This window comes from Streptococcus entericus DSM 14446, from assembly GCF_000380025.1.
Classification (GTDB): domain Bacteria; phylum Bacillota; class Bacilli; order Lactobacillales; family Streptococcaceae; genus Streptococcus; species Streptococcus entericus.
Window position 1 is genome coordinate 1 of the sequence record NZ_KB904182.1, and the last position, 25,408, is coordinate 25,408.

Below are 25,408 nucleotides of genomic sequence, written 5' to 3' on the forward strand. Positions count from 1 at the left end.
ACTTCTGATAAGTACACCGTCCATGTCTACACCACCTACACCGATAACACCACCATCGGCAGTAACTTAGGGGAGTTCAAGATTAGTAAAGAAGTCCCTAAAGCTACCGCTACGGAATCCAAAGAACAAATTCGTCCATCAGATGACAAGAAACTAGCTAGCATTCAAGTGGTAGACTACAAAAAAGACAAGGGTGACTTTACTGTTAAAGTGACTCAAACAGAGGGCGGCAAGTCAGTGAAAGATGTCCGTATCGCTGTTTGGTCTGACAATAAAGGGCAAGATGATTTGAAATGGTATACCCCTAAAGTTGAGAATAAACAAGCAAATGCCAAGGTCTATATCTCAAATCATTCAAATACGTCAGATAAGTATCACGTTCATGTCTATACCACCTATACTGACAATCAGACAGTAGGAACAAATTTAGGTGCTTTTGAAGTGATTAAGCCTGAACCTAAGCTGGCAACAATTGAAGTTCAAGACTATCAAGAAAATAAAACCTATTTCACTGTAAAAGTGACAGGCTCCGAGAACTCCAAGGAGGTTAAAGATGTCCGTATCGCTGTTTGGTCAAAAGATAAAGGGCAAGATGACGTCAAATGGTATACTCCAGAGGTGACAAATAACCGAGCAGCAGCAACAATTAGTATTGCCAACCATTCCAATACTTCAGATCAATACACTGTGCATGTTTATACAACCTACTCAGATGGTAGCACAATTGGAACAGATGCAGGAACTTTTAACATAAAAAAACCTAATCTTGCTACTATTTATGGAACAGACCAAGTGAATAACGTCTCTGATAGTATCAAGAAAGTTCTTCAAATTGCAGGTGATTTACTCGGTGTTGAAATTGGCGGAGCAGCCCACAAGAAAATCGTTGACGACTACAATGCTGTTTCACCACTACCTGTTGGCTACAAAGTCGCCTATGATGACGATTGGTGCGATGTATTTACTACTGTTGTCTTCCAACGTGCTGGCTTATCACACCTAATTGGTCGTGAGTGTGGCGTTGAGCGACACACCAAGATTTTTAAATCTTTGGGCATTTGGAACGAAGATGGTTCAACCACACCTAAGACCGGTGATATCATCACCTTTAACTGGGATCAAAACTATCAAGCTAATGACGGTTTTGCCGATCATATTGGTATTGTTACTCACGTCCAAGACGGTATCATTCATACCATTGAAGGAAATAATGACCAGCAGGTTCGTCGTAGGACATATAAAATTGGTCATGGTAATATCCGAGGGTTTGCGCGACCAAACTACAGCTAAGAGTATAACTTTGCCGAATATGCTAAAATCAAGACAGAGAGGACAGTACTTGTTTTCTCTGTTTTTGTTGATTGTCTAAATGGTATTTTATACCAATACCCATTAGGATAAGGAGGCAACATCAACTAGAGCGTTATAGCTAAAAACTATAGCTTCTTCTAGTTTTTTTCTATTATCCAAATGTAAAAATCTATGATAAAATAAAAGCTCACAGTAAGAAAGGAGACTTATGTCAAACAATCTATTAGTCCTGCAATCGGACTTTGGGCTGGTGGACGGAGCGGTATCTGCCATGATTGGCGTTACCTTGCAAGAAGATCCAACACTTGGTGTCCATCACCTGACTCACGATATCACCCCCTACAATATCTTTGAAGCGTCCTACCGCCTCTTTCAAACCATCGAATACTGGCCTGAAGGCACGACTTTTGTGTCTGTCGTTGACCCTGGCGTTGGCTCCAAGCGCAAGAGCGTGGTGGCACTGACAGCAGCTAACCAGTACATCGTCACGCCTGACAATGGTACCCTGTCCTACATCAAAAAGCACGTTGGCATTCAGGCGGTGCGTGAGATTTCTGAGGTGGCCAATCGCCGAGCAAACACCGAGCATTCCTATACCTTCCACGGGCGGGATGTGTACGCTTATACTGGTGCCAAGCTGGCCAGTGGTCACATTAGTTTTGAAGAGGTGGGGCCAGAGTTGTCTGTCGATGACATCATCGAATTGCCAGTAGTTGAAACGGTAGTTGACAGCAATCTCGTACGCGGTGCCATCGACATCTTAGATGTTCGTTTCGGTTCGCTTTGGACGTCGATCACACGTGAGGAGTTCTACAGTCTCTCCCCAGAGTTTAATGACCGCTTTGAAGTGACCATCTATAACAACGACATGCTGGTCTACCAAAACCAAGTCACCTACGGCAAATCCTTTGCGGATGTTCGCATCGGTCAGCCGATTATCTACATCAACTCCCTCTACCGAGTTGGTCTGGCGATCAACCAGGGTTCCTTTGCCAAGGCTTATAATGTTGGCGTAGGTCCTCAGTGGCATATTGAACTTAAAAAACTTGAAAACAATTAGGAGAATGTTATGAAAAACAATACCATCAAAACCATCGTTGCCGCAGGAATCGGCGCAGCTTTATTCTTAGTCATCGGTATGGTCATCAATATCCCAACCCCAGTGCCTAATACCAGTATCCAGTTGCAGTATGCTTTGCAGTCCTTATTAGCAATCTTGTTTGGACCTTTGGCAGGTTTCTTTTCAGGATTTATCGGTCACACTCTCAAGGATGCCATGGCTGGTTATGGTCTCTGGTGGTCTTGGATCTTGCCGAGCGGACTCTTTGGTCTGGGACTCGGTCTGTTGAAAAGTCAATTTAAGATTGAGCAAGGCATTTTTACCACAAAAGATGCGATTCGCTTTAATATCGCTCAGTTAATCTTGAATGTCCTCGTTTGGGGCGTGGTGGCACCAGTTGGTGACATTCTTTTCTACGCACAACCAGCTGAGAAGGTTTTTGCCCAAGCCCTTATGGCTGGTTTAGCCAATGCCTTTACAGTGGCTATCGGTGGGACGCTTTTACTGTCTATCTATGCGAAAACCCGTACCAAGTCAGGTAGTTTATCCAAAAATTAAGAACGTTGAGCCCAGAGGAAGATTCTTCTGGCGCTCTTTTTGTTATATCTGGTATAATAGATAAAGGAGGACTAGATATGTTACAACCCATTGGACAAACAAATTTGCAAGGCTCACGCGTAGCGCTGGGGTGCATGCGCATGGCCAGCTTAGATATTGAACAGGCTATGACTGTTCTGACTGCTTGTCAAGAGCTGGGCATCAATTTTTTTGACCATGCTGACATTTATGGTGGTGGCGAGTCGGAACGCCGTTTTGCTCAAGCTCAAAAAGCCCTTGGTATCAAGCGAGAAGAAATAATTCTTCAATCTAAATGTGGTATCCGCAGAGGCTTCTTTGATTTTTCAAAAGACCATATTTTGTCTTCTATCGATGGGATATTAGAGCGCCTTGAAACAGATTATTTGGATATTTTAGCCCTGCACAGACCTGATACGCTCATGGAGCCCGAGGAGGTTGCGGAAGCTTTTTACCAACTCAAAAAAGCAGGAAAGGTGAAACATTTTGGGGTCAGCAATCAGAACCCTCAACAGATGGCTCTCTTGCAAGCTTATCTTGATGAGCCTTTAGCGGTCAACCAACTGCAGCTCTCTCCAGCGCATACACCGATGATTGATAGTGGGCTCAATGTCAATATTCTCAATCAAGCTGGTGTTAATCGTGATAATGGGGTGCTAGAGTATTGCCGCCTCAATAAGGTGACGATTCAGGCTTGGTCACCGTTCCAAGTTGATTTGGCAAAAGGTGTTTTCTTTAATCATCCAGATTATCAGGACCTCGTGGCAACGCTTGACCAATACGCCCAGCAGTTTGGTGTGTCGCGTGAAGCTATGGTTGTTGCATGGATTCTTCGCCATCCTGCACAGATGCAGGTGCTCATTGGGTCGATGAATCCTGACCGTATCGCTAACATGATGCAAAGTAAGTATGTTGACTTATCACGTGAGGACTGGTATGCCATTTACCGCAGTGCAGGCAATGTGTTGCCTTAATCCTCAAATCAGTTGAACAACAAGAAACAGTCAATCCCCCAGATGTCATGCCTCTGGGGGATTGGTCGGTTTAGCCTTCGATATAGTCTCTTAATGCCTGACCAGACAGCCCTGCATTGATAGCAATGAGTAATTTCAAGCGAGCTTTCTGCGCATTGAGTTCTTTGACGAAAAGGACTCCTTTGCCAGCAAGTTCTACCCCACCGCCTTCATAGCCGTAAACGGGTTCTGCGATGCCGTTGAAACAACGGGATACCAAAACGATGGGAATTTGTCTTTGCAAGAGCTTGTCAAGCTGTCGGCTAGCTTCTGGTGGTAGGTTCCCTGCCCCCATAGCCTCAATCACCACGCCCGATACTTGGTCAGGATCCAGCAAGCTAAAGAGCTCACCAGTCATGCCTGCGTAGGCTTTAATAATAGGGACAAGCCCTTTGACCTGTTTGAGGTCAAAGCGGACACGCTGTTCAGCTGCTTTGAAAAAGAGGATATCATGTTTCATGATGACCCCAAGCGGACCATGGGTCGGTGTTTGAAAGGTTGAAACATTGGTGGTATGGGTTTTAGTCACATATTTTGCGGCATGGATTTCATCATTCATCACCACTAAGACACCCTTGTCAGCACTCTTGTCATGACTGGCAACCCGCAGGGCACTGAGAAAGTTATAAACCCCATCGCTGCCGAGTTCGTTTGAACTGCGCATGGCACCTGTCAACACGATAGGAATCTGCGGTATCGCCATGGTATCAAGGAAATAAGCCGTCTCTTCTAAGGTATCTGTGCCGTGTGTAATCACAACTCCGTCAATCTGCTCTGCCATTTCTCTAATTAAGCCATAAAGCTGAAGCATATGGTCACAGGTGATATGGGGGCTGGGCAAATGAAAGGGCTCACGGTTAATCAACTCAACCCCCTCTAAAGACGGGCTGACCGCTAGCATGGGATTGACGGCTTCGGGGCGGACCTGTCCTGAGCTATCGGCGGTCATGGAAATAGTCCCACCAGTATGAATGACGAGTATTTTTTTCATGAAAAATGGTTACGCTTTCTACTAAAATGTGCTATACTTAATTGTAACATATCATCGAGAGAAAGGTGGCGAATTTTGGCGATAAAAGCAGTATTTTTTGATATTGATGGCACGCTGATGACAGATACCAAACGGGTACAAAAATCAACGGTCAAGGCCATCAAAGAGCTGAAAAATCAGGGGATCCTAGTGGGTCTAGCAACAGGACGCGGTCCAGCCTTTGTCGCTCCTTTCATGGAGAATTATGGTTTTGATTTTGCGGTGACCTATAACGGTCAGTATGTGCTGACCCGAAATGAGGTCATCTATGCGAATCCCTTGCCCAAATCAACAATTTTCAAACTCATGTCTTATGCCAAAAAAAGACGCATGGAGGTGTCTTTGGGGACAGCTTCTGGCTTAGTCGGATCTGGTTTGATTCACTTGGGCACCAGCTCAAAAGCACAGGTTCTCAGCCATATCATTCCCAAACAGTGGGCTAAGGCAGTTGAGCGCAGCTTTAAGCACATTTTCCGTCGTCTGAGGCCACAAAACTATGATAAATTAAACCTGATCGCCCGTGAAACGATTTTCCAGATTGTGGTCGTAGCGACAACTGATAAAACAGCTGAGCTGGAACAGGCTTTCCCAGAAATCACTATCACCAGGAGCAGTTCTTATTCTGCTGATTTAATCAGTAAAGGGCAATCCAAGCTACGAGGGATTTGTCGCTTGGCGGAGCATTTTGATTTTGATTTGTACGAAGTTATGGCTTTTGGAGATTCTGACAACGATATGGAAATGTTGTCCAGTGTCGGTGTTGGTGTTGCCATGGGAAATGCCCAACCAACTCTAAAGGCTATTGCACATCATGTCACCTCAGACAACAACACCAACGGTATCGCCAAGGCGCTGTGGCATTATGGGCTGATTCAACTGGAAGAGGGCGAACATTTTCGTTCAGCGGATGACAATTTTAACAAGGTTAAAGCTTTCCACCAGATGGTTGATGGGATGACGCACGAGATGCCTAGGCTCTACCAGCTGACTGAAGCTGGGCACCGAGCTGACTTTATGCTCGAAGAACTGGTGGAGTTTCTCCATGCCAGTAGCCAGGGAAATGAGGAAGCCTTTGCTGCTGCAGTCGCTGATCTACACAAGGCTTTAGAACGAGCGACCGATAAGGTGAAAAAAACGTCTCAAACCAGCTCACCTCTTGTTGGTCAAGTTGATGCTCTGGCTGACTTGCTCTATTTGACCTACGGCTCCTTCGTCTTGATGGGAGTTGATCCTAAGCCTATCGTTGACACTATTCATGCGGCCAACATGGGAAAAATTTTTCCTGATGGTCAAGTGCATCGTGACCCGATAACTAATAAGGTACTCAAGCCAGATGATTGGCAGGAACGCTGTGCTCCTGAACCAGCCATCAAAAAAGAACTAGATAGACAGATGCAAAAGGCACTGAAGCATCAATCCCGAACAGGGAAACAGCAAAAATAAGAGGCAGACTTCTCAAATCCTATGGAGACATGAACGTCTGTCTCTCTTTTTGCAATTTTTTTGCGAATACCTTATAATGGATAACAATGAAGACCAATCAAAAAGGAGTAGACATGAACACACGTGGATTTGAGTTAGTCAGCTGTTTTACTGACGAGACCCTTTTGCCCAAACGCGAAACCGCCCACGCGGCAGGTTATGACCTAAAAGCGGCAGAGACGACCGTCATTGGGGCAGGGGAAATTGTATTGGTCCCTACAGGGGTCAAGGCTTATATGCAGGCAGGCGAGGTGCTGTATCTCTATGATCGCTCGTCCAATCCTCGCAAGAAAGGCTTGGTCTTGATTAACTCTGTTGGGGTCATTGACGGCGATTACTATGGCAATCCAGCCAATGAAGGGCACATCTACGCCCAGATGAAAAATATCACTGACCAGACTGTGACCGTTGAAGCAGGCGAGCGCATTGTGCAGGCTGTTTTTGCACCCTTTTTACTGGCAGACGGTGATGTGGCGACAGGTCAGCGAACAGGCGGTTTTGGTAGTACAGGAGATTAGTGATGCAAACGATGCCCTTTCAGCCTCAAGCTTGTCAAGGCTATCATACAATCTTTCAAAGAGGTATCGGTGGTTTCCTATACTTGGGATTTTTGCCCGATGGCGACAGACTTCTCTGTATTTCAAGTCAATACCTCTCACTCATTAACTTGCTAACTGGTGAGGTTCGAGAGATTGATGGCGACTATGATGAGGAGTCTCTCTTGGCTTATGGTGAGGGTATGGCACAGCCTATTGACATTGTAGGACAGACTGGCGGAGCCTTACCTTTGACCAACCAAGAAGAGGTAACTGTTTCTGCCTCTATTGATAGTACAGGAGCTTATCCGATTTGTTCGCTAGTTTGGCAAATAGCAGAGCAGCCGCCTTACTTGATATTTGAATCTTATCTCCCCTATGTTTATGGCTTTAGCCCGGATGGGAGATACTATGTTCATGCTGATGACGGTGGCTTAACCGTTTTACGAAAAAAGGAGGAGTCGAGTGGCTAAGAAAAAATCGACCTTTATTTGTGAGGCCTGTGGTTACCATTCACCAAAGTATCTAGGACGGTGTCCTAATTGCTCCAACTGGGCTTCCTTTGTGGAAGAAGTTGAGGTAGCCGAGGTCAAAAATGCCCGTGTCAGCTTAACAGGCGAAAAAACCAAGCCTGTCAAGCTCAACCAAGTCACCTCAAGCACGGTCGACCGCACTAAGACTGACATGGAAGAATTCAACCGTGTACTGGGTGGAGGCGTTGTGCCTGGCAGCCTCGTCCTCATCGGTGGCGACCCTGGGATCGGTAAGTCGACCTTGCTCCTCCAAGTCTCCACCCAGCTGGCCAGCAAGGGCACCGCACTCTACGTCTCTGGGGAGGAGTCTGCGGAGCAGATTAAGCTGAGGAGCGAGCGTTTGGGCGACATAGACAACGAGTTTTACCTCTATGCCGAAACCAATATGCAGAGCATTCGAGCCGAAATCGAGAAGCTCCAGCCAGATTTTCTGATTATCGATTCCATCCAAACCATCATGAGCCCAGAGGTAGGGAGCGTTCAGGGCTCTGTCTCTCAGGTGCGTGAAGTGACAGCCGAACTGATGCAGCTGGCTAAGACCAATAACATCGCGACCTTTATCGTAGGTCATGTGACCAAGGAAGGGACACTGGCTGGGCCACGGATGCTAGAGCACATGGTGGACACCGTGCTCTATTTTGAAGGGGAGCGCCAGCACACCTTTCGGATCCTGCGGGCGGTTAAAAACCGCTTTGGCTCGACCAATGAAATCGGCATTTTCGAGATGCAGTCAGCTGGACTGGTCGAAGTTCTCAACCCCAGTCAAGTCTTTCTGGAAGAGCGCCTAGATGGGGCGACAGGCTCTGCGATTGTCGTAACCATGGAAGGAACACGACCAATCCTAGCGGAAGTGCAGGCTCTAGTGACCCCAACTGTTTTTGGCAATGCCAAGCGCACCACCACTGGACTAGACTTTAACCGTGTCAGCCTGATCATGGCGGTGCTGGAGAAGCGTTGTAACCTGCTTTTGCAAAATCAGGATGCCTACCTCAAGTCGGCAGGCGGTGTCAAGCTAGATGAGCCTGCTATCGACCTGGCTGTTGCTGTCGCCATTGCTTCCAGCTACAAGGACAAGCCAACGGACCCTCAAGAGTGCTTTATCGGGGAAATCGGTCTAACGGGTGAAATCCGTCGGGTCAACCGCATCGAGCAGCGGATTAACGAGGCTAGCAAGCTCGGCTTCACACGAATCTATGCCCCCAAAAATTCCTTGACAGGGCTCAAATTGCCCAAGGGAATTGAGGTTATCGGAGTCATGACAGTCGGTGAAGTACTGAAAAAAGTATTTAGTTAAGATAAAAAAGACCTCGCGAGGTCTTTTTTTGACTATTTAGCGTAATCAATGGCGCGCAATTCACGAATAACCGTAACTTTGATATTGCCTGGGTAATCGAGATTGTCCTCAATCTTGCGACGAACCTTGTGGGCAAGAATCGTTACCTGATCATCAGATACTTTCTTTGGCTGCACCATAATCCGAATCTCACGCCCTGCTTGAAGGGCGAAGCTTGTCTGTACCCCATCAAAGCTAGAAGCAATCTCTTCCAAGTCACGGAGGCGCTTGATGTAGTTTTCGATAGACTCATTGCGAGCACCTGGTCGGGCTGAACTGAGGGCATCCGCTGCAGCAACAAGCACAGCAATGACACTCTCGGGATCAACATCGCCGTGGTGACTGGCGATCGTGTTAACAACCACAGGATGCTCCTTGTATTTGCGAGCAAATTCTGTACCGATTTCCACGTGGCTACCTTCCACCTCACGGTCAATGGCTTTGCCCATATCATGCAAAAAGCCTGCACGACGCGCAAGGGCGACATTTTCACCCATTTCGCTGGCGAGAATTCCTGCTAGTTTACCAACCTCAATCGAATGACGGAGGACATTTTGCCCATAAGAGGTACGGAAATGCAAACGTCCCATAATCTTAATCAAATCAGGGTGCAGGTTAGGGGCTCCAATCTCGTAAGCAGCTGCCTCACCATACTCGCGGATACGGTTATCCAGTTCCTGACGATTTTTTTCTACCAACTCCTCAATACGAGCTGGGTGAATACGACCGTCCTTAATCAGCTGCTCCAGTGTAATCCGAGCAATCTCGCGACGAATGGGGTCAAAACCAGAGAGGACAACGACTTCAGGAGTGTCATCGATAATGATGTCAATCCCCGTCAAGCTCTCTAACGTTCTGATGTTACGTCCCTCACGACCGATAATCCGTCCCTTCATGTTATCATCTGGCAGATGAACCGTCGTGATGGTCTGCTCCGTCACGAACTCCCCAGCCAAGCGCTGCATCGCCTGCGCTAGCAATTCTTTGGCTGTCTTGTCTGCGCGATCACGCACCTCACGCTCAGCCTCTCGAATACGAGTGGCAATGTCATGGGTCAATCCAGCTTCGGTATCCGCTAAAATGATGCTTTTTGCTTCATCCTGTGTTAAATTAGCAATTTTTTCAAGTTCTTGGGCTTTTTGCGCCTCTAATTCACCAATTTTTTGCTCACGCTCATCAATATGTCTAGAACGATCTGACAGGCTCTGCTCTTTGGCATCTAAAGCCTGTTCTTTACTGGAAAGATTCTCGTCTTTGCGGTCAAGAGTGACAGCACGATCGGTCAATCGAGCTTCCATTTGTTTCAACTCTTGGCGGTCTGATTTGAATTCTTCTACAATTTCTTCACGGTATCGTCTAGCCTCTTCTTTAGCCTCAATCAAGAGTTCCTTGGTCTTGGCCTTGCCTTCGCGTTCAGCTGTTTGTCTGATATGGTCTGCATCACGTTCTGCTTGACCACGCAAATTCACGGCTTCTTGCTCAGCATTCAAAAGAGTTAGCTCTGCCTTTTCTTTAGCCGACTTCAGTCGGGCGTTGATTAAAACATAGCCAATCACAAATCCGATGAGGGAAGCAACAATGGCAGGTATAATTGTCTCCATTATTTCACCTCAACATAAAATTAGATTTCATTGCTGAAACCATTTACCAGTATAGCACAAAACTTGAAAATTCTCAATCTAAAAATGTAAACCGCTGACAAAATATGGTATCATAGAATAACACTAAAACTAAGGAGAATACCATGACCAAAAACGTTACTGTAGAAAGCTTTGAACTTGACCACACCATCGTAAAAGCGCCTTATGTCCGCCTAATTTCGGAAGAATATGGTCCAAAAGGTGATGTCATCACCAACTTTGATATCCGCCTCATTCAACCCAACCACAACGCCATGGACACGGCAGGTTTGCATACGATTGAGCACCTGCTCGCCAAACTCATCCGCCAGCGGATTGATGGTATGATTGACTGCTCGCCATTTGGTTGTCGAACCGGTTTCCACATGATTATGTGGGGGCAACCGACTGCTGAAGAGATTGCTCGTGTGATTACCGATAGTTTGAGAGAAATAGCAGAGCAGATAACCTGGGAAGACGTCCCAGGCACCACAATCGAGTCCTGTGGCAACTACAAAGATCATAGCCTTCATTCTGCTAAAGAATGGGCAAAATTGATTTTGGAGCAAGGCATTTCAAGCGATGCCTTTAAGCGACAACCTGTCACAAACTAGAGCAGGACGATAAGATTAAATGCTGTCATGCGTTGGACGTCACTTGCTTAGCCTGACTTTTACTGCAAAAAGGAGAATGCCTCAGTGTTCAAACAACTCTATTCTGAACTAAAACAACTTGCCGACCCCAAGAAAGCTGAAAAAATGAGCGCCTATATGCGTGATCAGTTTTTGTATTTGGGAGTTCCTGCACCTGAACGAAAAAAGATACAGCAATCCTTTTTCAAAACCGCTAAAAACCAGACGGTTGATTGGAATTTTATAAAGGCTTGTTGGCAGTCTCCCTATCGCGAATTGCAATATGTCGCAATGGATTATCTAGCAATGATGAAGCACCAGCTCACTCCCAAAGATGTCGAGAAAATCAAGCATCTTGCTATCGATAAATCGTGGTGGGATACGATCGATGGCTTGGATATCATTGTAGGTTCAATTGCTTTGCGCTATCCCGAAGTCGAAAAAACATTGCTTGATTGGAGTCTTTCCGACAATATGTGGTTACGCAGGCTAGCGATTGAGCATCAACTCTTGCGTAAAGAAAAAACCAATACAACACTATTGGCAACAATTATTCAGAATAACTTAGGCAGTGAAGAATTTTTTATCAATAAAGCCATTGGTTGGGCGTTACGCGATTTCTCAAAAACCAATCCCGATTGGGTTAGACAGTTTATCAATGACCATCAAGAACAATTGGCAAAACTGAGCATTAAAGAAGCCAGTAAGTATTTATAAACTATTTTATTTCAATAAGGGGAAATCAATGAAATTTATCGGCATTCAAGTCAAAACCACGAATGAAAACGGACAATCCGCCCAAGACTTAGGCAATCTTTGGGCAACATTTATGGGCGGTAATCTTTTTGCCCAAATCCCCAATAAAACAAGTGATGAGATAATCGTGATTTACACCGATTATGAATCCGATTATCAGGGTGCATATACCGCAATGATTGGTGCAAGCGTTTATAATTTAAAAACCGTGCCTGACGGTATGATTGGGCGGGAATTTCCGAAGCAAGTATTTAAAAAAATCATTGCCAAAGGAGAAATGCCGTCGGCTTTAATGCAAACTTGGCAGGACATTTGGCAAAACGATAACGCGTTAAACCGCACCTATCTGTATGATATGGAGATTTACGGGGCAAATTCTCAAAACGGCAATGAGGCCGAAGTGGAGATTTGGCTTGGTGTGAACGAAGAACGATTCTAATTTTCTTGACGAATGGAAACTTTTGATATAATTTTGTGATTAGAAAGAAAAAATATGACAATAAACAATTTCAGTTATGGAGTTAAAGATGAGCAAGAAAAGGAGTTAAAGATGAGCAAGAAAATCGGAATAGTTTTCATAAATGGTGCTGGGCTTAACAGTTCAATTTGGAATGAAGTAATTCAAAAAATTGATAACCCTTTTTTAAGTATTGATTTTCCAAATAGAAAACCAAATGACAATCCAAACTCAAAATTGACATTTGACAGTTACACAGATGCGGCAATAGCGAAAATTAAAAAATGGCAAAAAGACGAATTCATTATTGTCGCTCATTCAATCGGTGCTTGTGTTGGACTAAAAGTTGCTGAGCATTTCAAAAATGAATTAAAGGGTTTTGTTGCTATTGGTTCAGTCGTACCTAAAAGCGGACAATCATTCGCTTCATCATTACCATTTCCACAGAAATTATTATTGCCAATGTTGTTATCGTTTTTTGGGACAAAACCACCAGCAAAATCAATAGAAAAGGAACTTTGCAATGATTTGACACCTGAAATGACTTCAAAAATAATAAACGAATTTACACCAGAAGCTAAATCACTTTATATGACAAAAATTACATTTGAATTGCCAAATGTAAAACGAATGTATGTTAAATTAATGAATGACAAATCAATGCCCAAAACTTTACAAGATCGTATGGCAAAAAATTTAAAAGCAACATCAATAAAAACCTTAAACAGCGGTCATTTGCCAATGGTAAGCAAATCAGATGAAATGACAACTATTTTAAAAGACTTCATAAACAATTTAGAAAAATAATCGTCTGTGCGACACACATTTTAATTTTTAAAAAAGGAAAATGATGAAAAACATTTTAAAAATAGAGCATTTGGCTTTTTTGATCGTTGGAATTTGTATTTTTTATTAAGTTGGGCTTCTTATCCTTGTCATCTTTTCCTCCACATTTTTTACATAAAAAAGACGATAGAGATTTTGCTCTCTGCCGTCTGATGTGTTTATCTTATTTTATTAATAGTGCTACAAGTCCCTTTTATTAGTTTCACTACATATCTTTCTTAACTCATTAATTTGCCACAAGCGTTCTTGCTCTACTTTATCTTTATTATTGGGATAGGCGATGTTGCAACATTTTATAGCATAATCTGAAGCGACCATTCCGTGTTCTTTCATATGTGCAGTTCCGACGGCTTGCCCAACAACTCGTAATGCCATACATATAATATTGCTTTTTTGTTCCTTAGCAAGCCTATGAATAGAAAATCCAGCTTGCCTCAAATCATACATTTTTATCACTATACCATTTTGCCAACATTCATTTATACTATATCCTTTTAATACAGTTTTATCTGTTTCATATGAAGGGGCATATTGTCCTAATATATGCTTTGCAAGTTTTAATGCCCACTTAGCAATTTCTTTTTGTGAAGAATTGTCATATAAAGTATCAAGTTGTTTTCTTAATTCCGGTATATCATAGATTTTTATCTTAGCAACAGTAGGCAATTCTACTCACCTCCAAAATTTATATTTTAGCTAATAAATTTAATTATATCAAATATACCCACCATATACATAACAAAATTTTACAATCTCACAATAACTGTGTTTTTGTTAAGCTTTGCTTTTCCACGCCTTTTTATATAGCTTTCTATGTCAAACAGGTTTTTGTTTCATTCCCGATATAGTTGTCAAAGGTCTTCTCCCATTGTGTTATAGAGGGAAAGCATTGAATGCCAAGTGATTGGTAGTGTGCTTTCTTCGCATGTGGCTTTTGATAGAACGCTGGGCTTTGGCTTAAAATATTCCGATGATTTTAACAATACGCATTTGGGAAGAATTGGTAAGTCATGAGCTACGACAGGTAATAATTTTTAACTTGTGAAATAAAATCCCCGTGTGGGTCGCACTAATTTTTTAAGAAAGGAAAAATATGAATTTTTATTCGTATCAAAAGATAGTAGGCAAAATAGATGATGTCTCAGAATTACGAGATGAATTTATCACTATTTTTGACACCAAAACCAAGAGCGAAATCGTGACATTTTGTTTGCGATTGGCGAATTATTTATTGGAGACAACATCATTTCAACCAACCGCCGAGATGATTTCTGCTTTTGAAGAACTGAAGAAATGGCTCAATGGCGAAACCAATTATCACTCTGCGCGAAATCTCAGTTTTCAAATCAGCAGACTTGCCAAAGACAAAACCGACCCCGCTCAGGTAAAATTTTATCGAACAATGGCACAAATCGCCGCCAGTCCGCATACTAAATTTCACGGACTTTGGGCAACCGATATAGCGATTACAATGGTCAATAAACTCTTTCCCAATGATATGGAGAAAGTTCGCACCGAAAGAGAAAAATATATAGAACTACTTTTGTCGTGCGGGTCTCACTAATTTTTTAAGAAAGGAAACCCTATGAAAACTTACATCGTCTTACTGCGTGGCGTAATGCCGAGCGGTAAAAATAGCATCAAAATGGCTTTTTTAAGAGACATTTTAGAAGAAGCAGGCTTTGATAATGTCAGAACCTATATCCAAAGTGGCAATGTCATTTTGAAAAGTCCGCTCTTGCCCAAAGAAATCAGCGAAAAAGTGCATTCTGTGATTTTGGACAAAAACGGCTCGGATTTGCCTGTTATTGTCAAAACCACCGATGACATAGCCCAAGTTTTAAATGAAAATCCCTTTGGCGAAGGTTATGACATCGGCCGTGTGTTTTTTACTTTAAGCAACGAAATGCCAGATGAAAAACTGGTACAGGAACTTGAAAACCAAGATTTCGGTGATGAAAAAATAGCCTTTGGCAAACACGCCATTTATCTGTATCTGCCAAAAGATGCTTCCCGTTCTAAATTAAGCAATGTTTTTGTGGAGAAAAAACTCAAAATCACGGCGACTACTCGTAATTTTAATACGCTGACCAAGTTGGTGGAATTGGCGCGTTCATAGCACGAAAAGGTGCGATTCGGACGCATGTTTGGAGAAGACATGGACAATAAAACGAAAATTTATATAGCTTTTACCCTGGCATGGATTGTGTCTATCTGTTGGATAATCGGTGATGTGGCACTAGTAGGTTTTGAACCCAGCCCTGAAAAATATCCCTTGTTTTCCGTGGATTATGCCCAAAAAGTAGATGTAGACACCGCAGTACATATGTTGGAAGGTTCTACTCCACGTTTGATGTTTGGTGCCTTAATCGGAGCTTTGACGGCACCGTTGCTACTACCAGCCATGTGGTTGCTCCGTCAGTTTTTCCGTGGTCAAAATAGTTGTTCGGCATGGCTCACCTACCTACCACTAATGGCTGGGGTCGTGCTATCACCTTTGGGACACGCAGCATTTTTCTATGTCGGCGAAATATATAAGCTAGTTCTTAACACCGATCAAGGCTTACATTTGCCAATATTACAAACTGCTGATGACTTTGTAAACATGCTCAATATGAGTTGGTTGCTTGCTGTTATGGTGCTCGGTTTAGGCTGGATTAACCTCATGATTGCGATTCTTTTGAAACGAACACATTTACCCCGATGGATGGCTATTTTGACCCCTGTTCCCTTGAGTATTATGATTCTGCTGATGAAATATGTTATCAACGCACCATATGCAGCATGGATAGGAGGCGCAACCTTTAACTTGGCATACTTGATATTTTTTGTCGTTCTGTTTTCTTTTCGTCAGGCGATTATAGGTTCCAAGTGAAACCAGTTGATAAACATTACTTGCCTTGTTATCAATCATTCATTTTAACTAAAGAGCAATAAATAACAGTGATGACAAAGTGAAAAAACGTTTGGTTCAAGTGCTTAAAAATAAAAATTTTGGCGATGAACAATTGGCTTTTAAAGATAATGCTGTTTAGTTGTATCTGCCAAAAGAGCCTTATCGCTCTATATTAAGCAATAATTTTATTGAAAAAAAGCTCAACATAACGGCAACGACCCGCAATGTGAATACCTTGACCAAATTGGTGGCCTTGGCGCGGTCATAAATCGCAATTCAATAAAAGTGACTTTCTAGAAAGGAGAAACTAATGAACCCAAACGAAAAAACGATTATCGAAGAGATTGAAACGATGCTCCAAGCCCATCCTACAGCCTTGACATATTGGAGGCGTTTAAGCCCTTCTCACCAACACGAGTATATCAAGTGGATTGATGAAGCCAAAAAAGAGGAAACCAAGCAAAAACGTAAAGAGAAAACAGTAGAAATACTGCTTGAGAAATATTCTTAAAACTTGTGTTTTAAGAAAAGGAAAAACTATGGTGATTTTAACATTATTGAGTAAAGAATTTCAGGAAGTTTTGTCTTATGAGCTAGCTTCCCAGCAGTTCGCATTCACTGCCTTACCCCAAGAGTGGCTTGAGGATAATCGCTAAGATGCCTATAAAATTGTCATACTCGCTAACCATCAGGCGATTGGATTTTTTGTCTTAGACGCAGGAGCGGACAAGTTTTACTATACAACCGAGAGTGATGCCTTTCTACTGTGTTCTATGTCCATCAATCCGAAATTTCAAGGTAAAGGATATACAAAACAAGCTTTAAATAAAGATGTCTTAAAGTCTTTTCTCGACGAGCAGAACCTTAATTATCAAAAAATTATACTGGGAGTTAACCATAAAAATGAGATTGCCCAAAAGCTCTATGAAAAATCGGGGGTTGAAAAATAAAAGCGAAGTTATTTTGGAACCCAAGGGGAACAATACATCTATGAAGTTGATGTACGGTAATAAGAAATAGCTAGCTCTTACGAATTTTGGAAAATAAAATAATCCCCTGTTAGTACGAGTATCTGGCTCTTGACTAAAAATAATTGTTGGTGCAACATGCATTTTTATTTTAAAGGAAAGGAATAATGAGCATCTCTATCGTCTTACTGCGTGGCGTGATGCCGAGCGGTAAAAACAGCATCAACATGGCTTTTTGAAAGAGAGTTTAGAAGACACATGATCTGACAACGTCCAGAACCCAAGTCTTCCATTCAGGAGTATTACTGATAAAGACTCGCTCACCGTCCATCGCTGAATAGCTAACTGCCAAAACCATCTCTAAAGCATCTAACCTTTCATAAATAAGAACATCAGCTAAATAAAATTCCCACCTGTATCTGAAAAAAATTGATACAGGTGGGAGTTTTTATTTTCAAACTATTTAATCCCTAATAATCCAGAGCATCTGCATGTCCTGCGCCATTTCCGACGAAGTACCCTGTCTTAGCATTGATAGAGAAGAGGTAGGTTCCGTCTGATTTGAAGAGGTTGTAGTAACCATTGCCATTGATAATATTTACAGGTTCAAGGATATAATTATCCCCTGTAAAGTAGCCACGTTCACGAGAGACGCGGAGAATCTCTTCTAGCACACCATCGTTAAACGCCCATGCAGGATTTGATGCATCAGCAATCACTGCTTGGTTGTATGGTACACGGCTGAGCTCTCGCTGAAGCGGTACAGTTGGTTCGCTCGACTTGCCTGCTTTTGCATCACTAACATCTGGAGTTGCTGTGTCAGGAGCTGTTGACTTGTCTTGTTGGGCAGTGGTGCTCGGAGCTGTGCCAGAGTTTGCCAAGCCTTTTGCTTCAGTGATAACGCCTTGCAAGAGCGTATCAAGATTAGCTTTTCCTGTGTTTAAAACGGATGCGGTCAAGTGGTCAAAGCTTGCTCCTTCTTTTACTTTAGCTTCAACTTTATCACCATCCACAATAGCTGGCGTTTCAAACTGCTCGTTCACAGCGGTAATCGCTGTAATAGCTTTTTTCAAGCTGTCAACTTTTGCCTTGGCAGCCTCGTAGTCACTCGTTCCCTCCAAGGTTTTCAAGGCTTCCTCTAAAGCAGTGATATTGTCAAACTCGCTGTTTTTAGGTTTTGTAAGAGCTTCATCGGCAAAAAATGTTTTGTAAAGGTCGTCAAAAGCCTTAACATCTGCTGGCTTAGCAGAAGATGTTGCTGTAGAACTACTTTTGCTGGTTGATGTTTGGCTAGACGACATGTTTGTGGTCGCCTGCTTATTGAACTGGTTAAGCCCATAAGCCAAACCGATAATCCCCAGGAAAAGCGCAGCTAAGCTACCGATAATCCACCCTTTTCGTTTTGGTCGGTTAGGGGCTGTGGCAAAATCATCTCCGTAAAAGGTTTCAATCTCAGCAACCTTACTAAGATCGTCAGTCACAGGTGCCACAGGCGCAATAATCTGATCAAAGCCTTCTGGTTGTTTTGAAGCGGCTACTTCCTCAGAGCCCACCTGTGTTTCCAGTTCCTGACGCTGTTTTTCGATAAAATTATCAAGAGACGAGGTATCCATGTCAGACAAGTTCTTCATGTTATCCTTGTTCGCAAATTTTTGCTCACCAATTTTGTCGCGATTTTTTTTGATGTACTTATCTAGGACACTGTCCTCGGCTGTCACACCAGCAGCCAAATCGGCTTCTTTTTGGACGGCTTCTTCAACAGTCATCTCTCTTGCCTGTTCAAAATCAAGATTTTGTTCATTTAGAGGTTGGTTCGGGGTATTTTCTTTAGACATCGTTTTTTGACCTCCTGATATTATCTGCTCTTTTGACACGCTCACCATAAAACTGATAGAGATCTACTCGGAGAGTGCCGTTGTACAGTTTACGCTTTTTGTCAGCCGTTTGGCCATAGCTTTTTTCAAAATGTTCATCACTGGTTAGGATGAATTTACTCCATGTTTTGAGTGGTGCTAGGGTTTGCCCCATTTCATTATACAAAATCTGAATAGCTTTGTCATCTAACAACCGCTCCCCATAAGGCGGGTTTGACACGATTACGCCATTGATTTTATCCGTGCGGAAGTCCTGCAACCGCATCTGCTTGAAGGTAATCACATGACCGAGACCAGCTTCTGCGGCATTTTTCTTAGCAATCTCCACCATACGCTGGTCAATATCGAAACCTGAGATATCCAGCGGCGCCTCATAGTTTGCTCTGCTATCGGCGTCAGCCCGAACCTCAGCCACTATAGTTTTATCAACCCAAGGCCAGGCTTCGAAGGCAAAATCACGGTTAAAGCCTGGGGCAATGTTGCAACCAATCATCGCCGCCTCTATACAAAAGGTGCCCGAGCCACAGGTGATGTCAACGAGCGGTTTGTCAGGAAACCAGTTTGTCAGCATCATGATAGCTGCTGCCATGTTTTCCTTGATTGGAGCTCCTCCTTTTTCAGTCCGATAGCCACGTTTGAAGAGGCTAGAACCTGTGGTATCAATCATCACTGTTGCGCGGTCTTTCAAGAGGGAAATTTCAATCTTGAATTCTGGACCATTCTCCATCAGCGGAACACCCTCAGGGCGATGGTAGTGTTTCTGCAGTTTTTTGACAATGGCTTTTTTAGTGATGGCCTGAACACTGGGTTCGTTATGTAGCTGGCTCTTAACGCATTTAGCCTTGCTGACAGGAAAGGCACAGCCCAAGGGCAGGTAATTTTCCCAGTCTAAGGCAAAGACGCCCTGAAAAAGCTCTTCAAAGGTTTTGGCGGGAAATTCTCCGACGATAATCTTGATGCGGTCAGCAGCTCGCAACCACAGGTTGGTTAGAGCGATGTCGCGAACGCTTCCTTGAAATTTTACCTTACCATTTTCCACTTGACAATCTAGTCCTAGAGCCTTGATTTCTTTCCCTACTACGGCCTCTAGTCCAGCAGCTGCTGTTGCCACTAAATTAAAGTTCTGTTTCATGATTTTCCTTTCTGAATGACGATTAAACAGGAAAAAACTGTGAGACACTTATTTACCTGCTATTATTAGCATCATCTTTCTAAAACAAAAGCTAGCAAACGCTAGCCTACCTATTATGCAATTTTCTATAAGCCATGTTTTGTCCAAGGGAGAACTAGGTTACTCTCCCTCTGTATAATCATCTGTCTCCTGTTGCTGAGCAACAGTTGAGATGGTCCGTTCGTTTCCAGCCATCCCATGCCCCGACCAAAATTTGGGTTGCTAGCTTGAGGGGTTTACCGCGTTCCATTTTTCACGTTTCCATGAAAACTCCGTCACTGTGGCACTTTTCAGGTCTACTGAAGCATATCCTAGAGGACTTAGCCTGTTTGACCGCCGTAACGCAGCAAGCTGCGTCCCTAGACTTATTGGTTCGTCTAGCACAAACACTACTGGCATCACAGCCAGTGCTAGCATGGACTTTCCTCATAGCAATCTCTGCTACGCGATTATCCAAAAATTGCACAGCACGAGCCTATTCTTGGATTTGTTTTCCGAAAACTTCTCTTTCCAGACGGCTGATGCGTTTCAAAATATCAAAGTTGCTGGCAGAAGTTGGCGTGAATGTCTCAGGTTCACTGTACATAGGGTAGTCAGGTGTTACTAATGGTGGTGTGTAAGGCGCAGTATTAGCCTCTTGTTGATCCATTACCTCTTTTAATTTTGCCTTGAGGCGGGCATTTTCTTTCTTCAAACTGTCAATTTCAGCTAAAAACAGCTCGTAATCATTAATAACATTGTCTAAAAATTCATCAACTTCGGCCTTATCAAACCCCCGCATGGTGACTTTGAACTCTTGCTCAAAAATGTCCTTAGGACTATAAATAATCGCTGCCATTTACTCTCTCCACACTATTGTTTATCGCTAAAAGCTTTATTTCTATGTTACAGGATTTACCCATAAAAAGCAAGGGAAAACACTGGATTTTTTAGGACTCCTCTTGGGCAAGTTCATTTAAGCGCTCAAAATCGAGCTGTTTGATGTCATAGCCTGCTCGTTCTTTTACTGCTTTAACAAAATAGCGGAGCTTGGTTTCATGTTCTGAATCGTAAAACAGATAGACCCCTTGGCTGTTGTTAAGGAGGAAATCTTGGTGTTGACTAAGCTGGCTCGGCTGACTATAGCTAGCAAAGCTATGGTTAACATAATCTAGCTGCCGAAATTTAGCTAAAATCATCTGATTGCTCTCTGACCAAGATTGCCCGTGATCGGCAAAAGGAAAAATGCAAGCCAACTGCACATCGTACTCTTGTTTCAGCTCTAAAGCCACCTCTAAACACCAGCTTTCAAACCCTAAATTTCCTTGAAAAATCAGCCAATTCACACCATCTTCAAAGAGCTGAACCAGGTCTTTTTTTATAGCTTTTTTGATGATGTTGACCTTAGGGTCCTTGTCCGAAAAAATGTTTAGGTCCATGGTTTTGTAGCCCACAACAAGAAATGCAGTCATATATTTTTCTCCTTTTTATTTTTATGGTATAATAAGAGTGCTTTATATTGTCCAAAAGCTAATTTAGGAAAGAGGAGGCTCATGGTTAATTATCCAAATAAACTCAACCGGCGCCTCGTTAGTAACAAAACGGAGACCCAGGTTACTGATTTTGCCAATCGAGGCATGTCCTTTGAAACAGCCATCAATGCCACAAATGACTATTATTTGTCAAGAGGTCTTGCTGTTATTCATAAAAAACCGACGCCTGTTCAGATTGTCAAGGTTGATTACCCACGCCGTAGCCGAGCTAAGATTGTGGAGGCTTATTTTAGGCATGCATCAACAACCGACTACTCTGGTGTCTATCGAGGGTACTACATTGATTTTGAGGCCAAGGAAACAAGGCAGAAGGCTAGTTTTCCTCTCAAAAACTTTCATCAACACCAGATTGACCACATGGCTCATGTTCTCGAGCAGCAGGGCATCTGCTTTGTCCTTCTTCATTTTTCAATAAGCCAGCAAACCTTCCTCTTACCTGCCAAGAGTTTGATTGCCTTTTATACAGAGGTTAAGGGACAAAAATCAATGCCTCTTGATTATATCAAAAAACACGGCTATCCCATAGAGCAAGGTGCCTTTCCTCAAATTCCTTACTTGGACATTATAGAAAAAAATTTGTTAGGCGGTGATGACTATTAAACCGACAGTTGTAAAATCTTTAAAATATCTCGCGGGTATCGGTCTGATATTGACAATTCTAGGTACTATACTGGGCAGTCTAGTCTTTGCTTACTATGCCAGTACCGCACCTAAACTAGACGAGGAACACTTGCAAGTTACTTCTTCCAGTCTGGTGTTTGATAACCAAGGGCAGTTGATTGCTGACTTGGGTGCTGAAAAGCGTGAAAGTGTTACTGCGGATAATATCCCCTTAAACTTGGTCAATGCGGTGACTGCCATCGAAGACCATCGTTTCTTCAAACATCGCGGTGTCGATGTTTACCGTATTTTAGGCTCTATCTGGCATAACCTTAACAACGATAGTTTGCAAGGGGGGTCAACTCTCGATCAGCAGTTGATTAAGTTAGCTTATTTCTCAACCGAAAGCTCTGACCAGACCATAAAACGTAAAATCCAGGAAATCTGGCTATCTCTTCAAATGGAAAAACAGTACACCAAACAAGAGATTTTGACCTTTTATGTCAATAAGGTTTTCATGGGTAACGGTAACTATGGAATGCTGACGGCTTCCAAAGCTTATTTTGGCAAAGACTTAAAAGACTTGACCACCGCGCAGGTTGCCTTATTGGCTGGTATTCCCCAAGCACCGAGCCAATACAACCCTTATGTCAACCCTGAAGCTGCACAAGAACGTCGCAACATCGTTTTGGGACAAATGCTTCGCTACGAGCACATCACCCAGGAGGAATACGACCAAGCAGTTGCAACCCCTATAGCAGATGGGTTACTCCCCTTGTCTGATCGACCAAGCTATGCGCCATATCTCGATAACTACCTCAAACAAGTTATTGAGGAGGTACACGAAAAGACCGGCAGTGATATTTTTACTTCAGGGTTAAAAGTTCATACTAACGTCGATCAGGCGATTCAACAACACTTGTGGGATATCTACAATACTGACGAATACGTCTATTTCCCAGACAACGACTTCCAAGTTGCCTCAACCCTTATGGATGTCACAAATGGTAAGGTCATCGCCCAGTTAGGTAGCCGCCTCCAAGACCCGAACACATCGTTTGGTACTAACCAAGCGGTCATGACTGACCGTGATTGGGGGTCAACCATGAAACCAATTACGGACTACGCACCAGCTTTTGAGTACGATATTTACCATACAACTGCTCATCAGCTAAACGACTCTGTTTATAATTGGCCAGGTACCACAACCGAGCTCAACAACTGGGACAAATTGCACTATGGCTGGATGCCTGTTCAACGTGCTATCCAGATGTCACGAAATGTGCCTGCGGTTCGAACCCTAGAAGCTGTCGGACTTGAGCGTGCCAAAACCTTCCTCAGTCAAATCGGCATCAACTACCCTGAGCTGTATTATTCAAATGCCATTTCAAGTAATACTTCTGTCGTTGACGAGCAATACGGCGCAAGTAGCGAAAACATGGCTGCAGCTTATGCTGCCTTTGCCAACGGAGGCACCTACATCAAACCCCAGTATGTCAATAAAATCGAATTTAGTGATGGTCGCGTTGTCGACTACACCCCAGAAGAAACGAGAGCGATGTCAGAAGTGACGGCTTACATGATGACAGACATGCTAAAAACAGTACTCTACACAGGCGGAACAGGGACAACGGCTTATATTCCAGGGCTCGTTCAGGCAGGTAAGTCTGGGACATCAAACTACACTGACGAAGAGTATGCGATTATTGAAGGTGAGTATGGTGTCACACCTGACAGCGTTGGCTTGATGGCTCCCGATGAGATGTTTGTCGGCTATACCCCACGTTACTCAATGGCTGTCTGGACAGGTTACAAAAATAGGTTAACGCCTCTTTATGGCAATGATTTGCGAATTGCCCAACGAGTGTACCGTGCCATGATGACCTACCTAGATGATTATTCGGGAGCTGATTGGGAAATGCCTAGCGGCATCTACCGTAGCGGTGGTTTCCTCTACAGAGATGGTTACTACCCACAGCAACAATGGTTTAACTACAGCTCAAGTAGTTCCTCATCTAGTTCATCGACAGACGTCTCATCAACATCGACCCAAACGAGCACCGAGACAACAACAGATACTCTTCCAACTGTGAGCCAAGCACAACCAGAAGCCAGCTCCAGTGCTAGTGGTCAGTAAAATAATTGCAAAAACTTACTCCAGGGTAGGTTTTTGTATTTGCTTAGATGATCACTTTTTAGTCAAGAGTTTACAAAAGCATTTTACCAAGAGGGCATTGTGTGCTATAATGGTAGAGCAATTAAAGTAGTCAGCTGATGGACAGCTCTGCTATTTTCCAAAAAAGATAAAAGGAGACTTACCATGGGACGTAAGTGGATGAACATTGTCGCTAAAAAGACAGCCAAAGACGGGGCTAACTCAAAAGTTTATGCCAAGTTTGGAGTTGAAATCTATGTTGCCGCGAAAAAGGGAGAGCCAGACCCAGAGAGTAATGCAGCGCTTCGGTTTGTGCTCGAGCGAGCTAAGCAGGCCCAAGTACCTAAACACATCATCGACCGTGCGATTGACAAGGCCAAAGGTAAGACTGATGAGACCTTCGTTGAAGGGCGTTATGAAGGCTTTGGTCCAAATGGATCAATGATTATCGTGGATACCTTGACCAGCAATGTGAATCGAACGGCTGCTAATGTTCGGACAGCCTTCGGTAAAAATGGCGGGAACATGGGAGCGGCAGGCTCTGTGTCGTTCATGTTTGATAAGAAGGGGGTCATCGTCTTTAATGGTGATGATGCAGACAGCATCTTCGAGACGCTGTTAGAGGCTGATGTGGAAGTTGATGATGTCGAAGCTGAGGATGGTATGATTACTGTCTACACTGCTCCAACTGACCTTCATAAGGGGCTGGAGGCCCTTCGTGCAGCAGGTATTAGCGAATTTCAAGTGACTGAGCTTGAGATGATTCCTCAAAGCGAAGTAACTCTATCCGATGAGGATTTGGCGACTTTTGAGAAATTAGTTGATGCTCTGGAAAACGATGACGATGTGCAAAAGGTTTATCACAACGTCGCAGACTTCTAATTCGCTGAAAAATAAAAACAGACGATTCTGATGACCAACTCAGGTTCGTCTGTTTTTATTTTTTACCGATAGATATATCTACATTTGTAAATTTTTATTTGACAGCGTCTTTCGCTTATGTTAAAATATATCTACAAATGTAAACG

28 protein-coding genes, 1 other RNA gene and 1 pseudogene are annotated in these 25,408 nt (G+C 43.3%); 21 read left to right on the forward strand and 9 right to left on the reverse strand.

What is annotated here, in order from left to right:
- The 4 genes from A3GW_RS10965 to A3GW_RS0107715 form a co-directional block, all read left to right on the forward strand.
- Window positions 1–1,290, forward strand: a 1,290-nt coding sequence (locus A3GW_RS10965) for a GBS Bsp-like repeat-containing protein (RefSeq protein WP_018368707.1), incomplete at its 5' end; no start/stop codon positions are given.
- Between the two features lie 229 nt (window positions 1,291–1,519).
- A complete protein-coding gene (locus A3GW_RS0107705; RefSeq protein WP_018368708.1) occupies window positions 1,520–2,371 on the forward strand; it encodes an SAM hydrolase/SAM-dependent halogenase family protein in 852 nt (283 codons plus the stop codon).
- 9 nt (window positions 2,372–2,380) lie between these two features.
- Window positions 2,381–2,929, forward strand: coding sequence for an ECF-type riboflavin transporter substrate-binding protein (locus A3GW_RS0107710; RefSeq protein WP_018368709.1), 549 nt, complete (start codon window positions 2,381–2,383; stop codon window positions 2,927–2,929).
- 77 nt (window positions 2,930–3,006) lie between these two features.
- A complete protein-coding gene (locus tag A3GW_RS0107715; protein WP_018368710.1) occupies window positions 3,007–3,921 on the forward strand; it encodes an aldo/keto reductase in 915 nt (304 codons plus the stop codon).
- A gap of 70 nt (window positions 3,922–3,991) precedes the next feature.
- On the opposite strand, the gene A3GW_RS0107720 is transcribed toward A3GW_RS0107715, so the two are convergent.
- A complete protein-coding gene (locus tag A3GW_RS0107720; protein WP_018368711.1) occupies window positions 3,992–4,951 on the reverse strand; it encodes an asparaginase in 960 nt (319 codons plus the stop codon).
- A 75-nt stretch (window positions 4,952–5,026) separates the two neighbouring features.
- Here A3GW_RS0107720 and A3GW_RS0107725 point away from each other — a divergent pair, with 75 nt between their 5' ends.
- The 4 genes from A3GW_RS0107725 (at window position 5,027) to radA (ending at window position 8,835) form a co-directional block, all read left to right on the forward strand.
- Entirely contained in the window at window positions 5,027–6,433 is a 1,407-nt protein-coding gene (locus A3GW_RS0107725; protein WP_018368712.1) for a Cof-type HAD-IIB family hydrolase, read from the forward strand.
- Window positions 6,434–6,546: 113 nt separating this feature from the next.
- Window positions 6,547–6,990 carry a dUTP diphosphatase gene (locus A3GW_RS0107730; RefSeq protein ID WP_018368713.1) on the forward strand — a complete coding sequence of 148 codons (444 nt, stop codon included), beginning with the start codon at window positions 6,547–6,549 and terminating at the stop codon, window positions 6,988–6,990.
- 2 nt (window positions 6,991–6,992) lie between these two features.
- Complete coding sequence (locus A3GW_RS0107735; RefSeq protein WP_018368714.1) at window positions 6,993–7,481, forward strand: hypothetical protein; 489 nt, start codon at window positions 6,993–6,995, stop codon at window positions 7,479–7,481.
- Window positions 7,474–8,835, forward strand: coding sequence for a DNA repair protein RadA (radA, locus tag A3GW_RS0107740; protein ID WP_018368715.1), 1,362 nt, complete (start codon window positions 7,474–7,476; stop codon window positions 8,833–8,835). The genes A3GW_RS0107735 and radA overlap by 8 nt, the downstream gene beginning before the upstream one ends.
- 32 nt (window positions 8,836–8,867) lie before the next feature.
- On the opposite strand, the gene A3GW_RS0107745 is transcribed toward radA, so the two are convergent.
- On the reverse strand, window positions 8,868–10,475 hold the full coding sequence (locus tag A3GW_RS0107745; protein ID WP_018368716.1) for a ribonuclease Y: 1,608 nt from the start codon (window positions 10,473–10,475) through the stop codon (window positions 8,868–8,870).
- A 143-nt stretch (window positions 10,476–10,618) separates the two neighbouring features.
- Here A3GW_RS0107745 and A3GW_RS0107750 point away from each other — a divergent pair, with 143 nt between their 5' ends.
- The 4 genes from A3GW_RS0107750 (at window position 10,619) to A3GW_RS0107765 (ending at window position 13,145) form a co-directional block, all read left to right on the forward strand.
- A complete protein-coding gene (locus A3GW_RS0107750; protein WP_018368717.1) occupies window positions 10,619–11,107 on the forward strand; it encodes an S-ribosylhomocysteine lyase in 489 nt (162 codons plus the stop codon).
- 84 nt (window positions 11,108–11,191) lie between these two features.
- Window positions 11,192–11,842, forward strand: coding sequence for a DNA alkylation repair protein (locus A3GW_RS0107755; RefSeq protein WP_018368718.1), 651 nt, complete (start codon window positions 11,192–11,194; stop codon window positions 11,840–11,842).
- A gap of 28 nt (window positions 11,843–11,870) precedes the next feature.
- Complete coding sequence (locus tag A3GW_RS0107760; protein ID WP_018368719.1) at window positions 11,871–12,320, forward strand: GyrI-like domain-containing protein; 450 nt, start codon at window positions 11,871–11,873, stop codon at window positions 12,318–12,320.
- 111 nt (window positions 12,321–12,431) lie between these two features.
- Entirely contained in the window at window positions 12,432–13,145 is a 714-nt protein-coding gene (locus A3GW_RS0107765) for an alpha/beta fold hydrolase (protein ID WP_026216652.1), read from the forward strand.
- Window positions 13,146–13,364: 219 nt separating this feature from the next.
- On the opposite strand, the gene A3GW_RS0107770 is transcribed toward A3GW_RS0107765, so the two are convergent.
- Entirely contained in the window at window positions 13,365–13,850 is a 486-nt protein-coding gene (locus A3GW_RS0107770; RefSeq protein WP_018368721.1) for a putative immunity protein, read from the reverse strand.
- Between the two features lie 80 nt (window positions 13,851–13,930).
- Window positions 13,931–14,014, reverse strand: a pseudogene (locus A3GW_RS12220) (conjugal transfer protein TraG); the annotation flags it as partial.
- A gap of 70 nt (window positions 14,015–14,084) precedes the next feature.
- Between A3GW_RS12220 and A3GW_RS12225 the strand changes: the two are divergent.
- From A3GW_RS12225 to A3GW_RS12230, 6 genes are all read left to right on the forward strand, one after another.
- Window positions 14,085–14,198: a DUF4260 family protein gene (locus tag A3GW_RS12225; protein WP_211205403.1), complete on the forward strand. Its 114-nt coding sequence runs from the start codon at window positions 14,085–14,087 to the stop codon at window positions 14,196–14,198.
- A gap of 79 nt (window positions 14,199–14,277) precedes the next feature.
- Entirely contained in the window at window positions 14,278–14,748 is a 471-nt protein-coding gene (locus A3GW_RS0107775) for a putative immunity protein (RefSeq protein WP_018368722.1), read from the forward strand.
- Between the two features lie 21 nt (window positions 14,749–14,769).
- Window positions 14,770–15,303 (forward strand): DUF1697 domain-containing protein, encoded by a 534-nt coding sequence (locus A3GW_RS0107780; protein ID WP_018368723.1) that lies wholly within the window; start codon window positions 14,770–14,772, stop codon window positions 15,301–15,303.
- A 39-nt stretch (window positions 15,304–15,342) separates the two neighbouring features.
- On the forward strand, window positions 15,343–16,059 hold the full coding sequence (locus A3GW_RS0107785; RefSeq protein WP_026216653.1) for a DUF6796 family protein: 717 nt from the start codon (window positions 15,343–15,345) through the stop codon (window positions 16,057–16,059).
- A 331-nt stretch (window positions 16,060–16,390) separates the two neighbouring features.
- Window positions 16,391–16,591 carry a YdeI/OmpD-associated family protein gene (locus A3GW_RS0107795; protein WP_018368725.1) on the forward strand — a complete coding sequence of 67 codons (201 nt, stop codon included), beginning with the start codon at window positions 16,391–16,393 and terminating at the stop codon, window positions 16,589–16,591.
- A 163-nt stretch (window positions 16,592–16,754) separates the two neighbouring features.
- Window positions 16,755–17,030 (forward strand): GNAT family N-acetyltransferase, encoded by a 276-nt coding sequence (locus A3GW_RS12230; RefSeq protein WP_419757108.1) that lies wholly within the window; start codon window positions 16,755–16,757, stop codon window positions 17,028–17,030.
- A 488-nt stretch (window positions 17,031–17,518) separates the two neighbouring features.
- Here the strand turns inward: A3GW_RS12230 and A3GW_RS0107810 are convergent, their stop codons facing one another.
- The 5 genes from A3GW_RS0107810 to A3GW_RS0107830 form a co-directional block, all read right to left on the reverse strand.
- Window positions 17,519–18,883: a cell division site-positioning protein MapZ family protein gene (locus tag A3GW_RS0107810; protein WP_018368728.1), complete on the reverse strand. Its 1,365-nt coding sequence runs from the start codon at window positions 18,881–18,883 to the stop codon at window positions 17,519–17,521.
- A complete protein-coding gene (locus tag A3GW_RS0107815) occupies window positions 18,876–20,054 on the reverse strand; it encodes a THUMP domain-containing class I SAM-dependent RNA methyltransferase (RefSeq protein ID WP_018368729.1) in 1,179 nt (392 codons plus the stop codon). The genes A3GW_RS0107810 and A3GW_RS0107815 overlap by 8 nt, the downstream gene beginning before the upstream one ends.
- 123 nt (window positions 20,055–20,177) lie before the next feature.
- An RNA gene (gene rnpB / locus A3GW_RS11560) (RNase P RNA component class B) lies at window positions 20,178–20,554 on the reverse strand.
- 14 nt (window positions 20,555–20,568) lie between these two features.
- Window positions 20,569–20,931: a cell division regulator GpsB gene (gene gpsB / locus A3GW_RS0107825; protein ID WP_018368731.1), complete on the reverse strand. Its 363-nt coding sequence runs from the start codon at window positions 20,929–20,931 to the stop codon at window positions 20,569–20,571.
- A 91-nt stretch (window positions 20,932–21,022) separates the two neighbouring features.
- A complete protein-coding gene (locus A3GW_RS0107830) occupies window positions 21,023–21,544 on the reverse strand; it encodes an SLOG family protein (protein ID WP_018368732.1) in 522 nt (173 codons plus the stop codon).
- Between the two features lie 81 nt (window positions 21,545–21,625).
- On the opposite strand from A3GW_RS0107830, the gene recU reads away from it, so the two are divergent.
- From recU to A3GW_RS0107845, 3 genes are all read left to right on the forward strand, one after another.
- Window positions 21,626–22,225 (forward strand): Holliday junction resolvase RecU, encoded by a 600-nt coding sequence (recU, locus tag A3GW_RS0107835; protein ID WP_018368733.1) that lies wholly within the window; start codon window positions 21,626–21,628, stop codon window positions 22,223–22,225.
- On the forward strand, window positions 22,212–24,362 hold the full coding sequence (gene pbp1a / locus A3GW_RS0107840; protein WP_026216654.1) for a penicillin-binding protein PBP1A: 2,151 nt from the start codon (window positions 22,212–22,214) through the stop codon (window positions 24,360–24,362). Before recU ends, pbp1a begins: the two co-directional genes overlap by 14 nt.
- Window positions 24,363–24,545: 183 nt before the next feature.
- On the forward strand, window positions 24,546–25,262 hold the full coding sequence (locus tag A3GW_RS0107845; RefSeq protein WP_018368735.1) for a YebC/PmpR family DNA-binding transcriptional regulator: 717 nt from the start codon (window positions 24,546–24,548) through the stop codon (window positions 25,260–25,262).
- Window positions 25,263–25,408: the final 146 nt, after the last annotated feature.

Bases quoted from the DNA above. Each gene is read 5' to 3' on its own strand.
- A3GW_RS0107705 (WP_018368708.1), top strand. From the start codon at position 1,520: ATGTCAAACAATCTATTAGTCCTGCAATCGGACTTTGGGCTGGTGGAC.
- A3GW_RS0107710 (WP_018368709.1), top strand. From the start codon at position 2,381: ATGAAAAACAATACCATCAAAACCATCGTTGCCGCAGGAATCGGCGCA.
- A3GW_RS0107715 (WP_018368710.1), top strand. From the start codon at position 3,007: ATGTTACAACCCATTGGACAAACAAATTTGCAAGGCTCACGCGTAGCG.
- A3GW_RS0107720 (WP_018368711.1), bottom strand. From the start codon at position 4,951: ATGAAAAAAATACTCGTCATTCATACTGGTGGGACTATTTCCATGACC.
- A3GW_RS0107730 (WP_018368713.1), top strand. From the start codon at position 6,547: ATGAACACACGTGGATTTGAGTTAGTCAGCTGTTTTACTGACGAGACC.
- A3GW_RS0107735 (WP_018368714.1), top strand. From the start codon at position 6,993: ATGCAAACGATGCCCTTTCAGCCTCAAGCTTGTCAAGGCTATCATACA.
- A3GW_RS0107745 (WP_018368716.1), bottom strand. From the start codon at position 10,475: ATGGAGACAATTATACCTGCCATTGTTGCTTCCCTCATCGGATTTGTG.
- A3GW_RS0107750 (WP_018368717.1), top strand. From the start codon at position 10,619: ATGACCAAAAACGTTACTGTAGAAAGCTTTGAACTTGACCACACCATC.
- A3GW_RS0107760 (WP_018368719.1), top strand. From the start codon at position 11,871: ATGAAATTTATCGGCATTCAAGTCAAAACCACGAATGAAAACGGACAA.
- A3GW_RS0107765 (WP_026216652.1), top strand. From the start codon at position 12,432: ATGAGCAAGAAAATCGGAATAGTTTTCATAAATGGTGCTGGGCTTAAC.
- A3GW_RS0107775 (WP_018368722.1), top strand. From the start codon at position 14,278: ATGAATTTTTATTCGTATCAAAAGATAGTAGGCAAAATAGATGATGTC.
- A3GW_RS0107780 (WP_018368723.1), top strand. From the start codon at position 14,770: ATGAAAACTTACATCGTCTTACTGCGTGGCGTAATGCCGAGCGGTAAA.
- A3GW_RS0107785 (WP_026216653.1), top strand. From the start codon at position 15,343: ATGGACAATAAAACGAAAATTTATATAGCTTTTACCCTGGCATGGATT.
- A3GW_RS0107795 (WP_018368725.1), top strand. From the start codon at position 16,391: ATGAACCCAAACGAAAAAACGATTATCGAAGAGATTGAAACGATGCTC.
- A3GW_RS0107810 (WP_018368728.1), bottom strand. From the start codon at position 18,883: ATGTCTAAAGAAAATACCCCGAACCAACCTCTAAATGAACAAAATCTT.
- A3GW_RS0107815 (WP_018368729.1), bottom strand. From the start codon at position 20,054: ATGAAACAGAACTTTAATTTAGTGGCAACAGCAGCTGCTGGACTAGAG.
- gpsB (WP_018368731.1), bottom strand. From the start codon at position 20,931: ATGGCAGCGATTATTTATAGTCCTAAGGACATTTTTGAGCAAGAGTTC.
- A3GW_RS0107830 (WP_018368732.1), bottom strand. From the start codon at position 21,544: ATGACTGCATTTCTTGTTGTGGGCTACAAAACCATGGACCTAAACATT.
- recU (WP_018368733.1), top strand. From the start codon at position 21,626: ATGGTTAATTATCCAAATAAACTCAACCGGCGCCTCGTTAGTAACAAA.
- A3GW_RS0107845 (WP_018368735.1), top strand. From the start codon at position 24,546: ATGGGACGTAAGTGGATGAACATTGTCGCTAAAAAGACAGCCAAAGAC.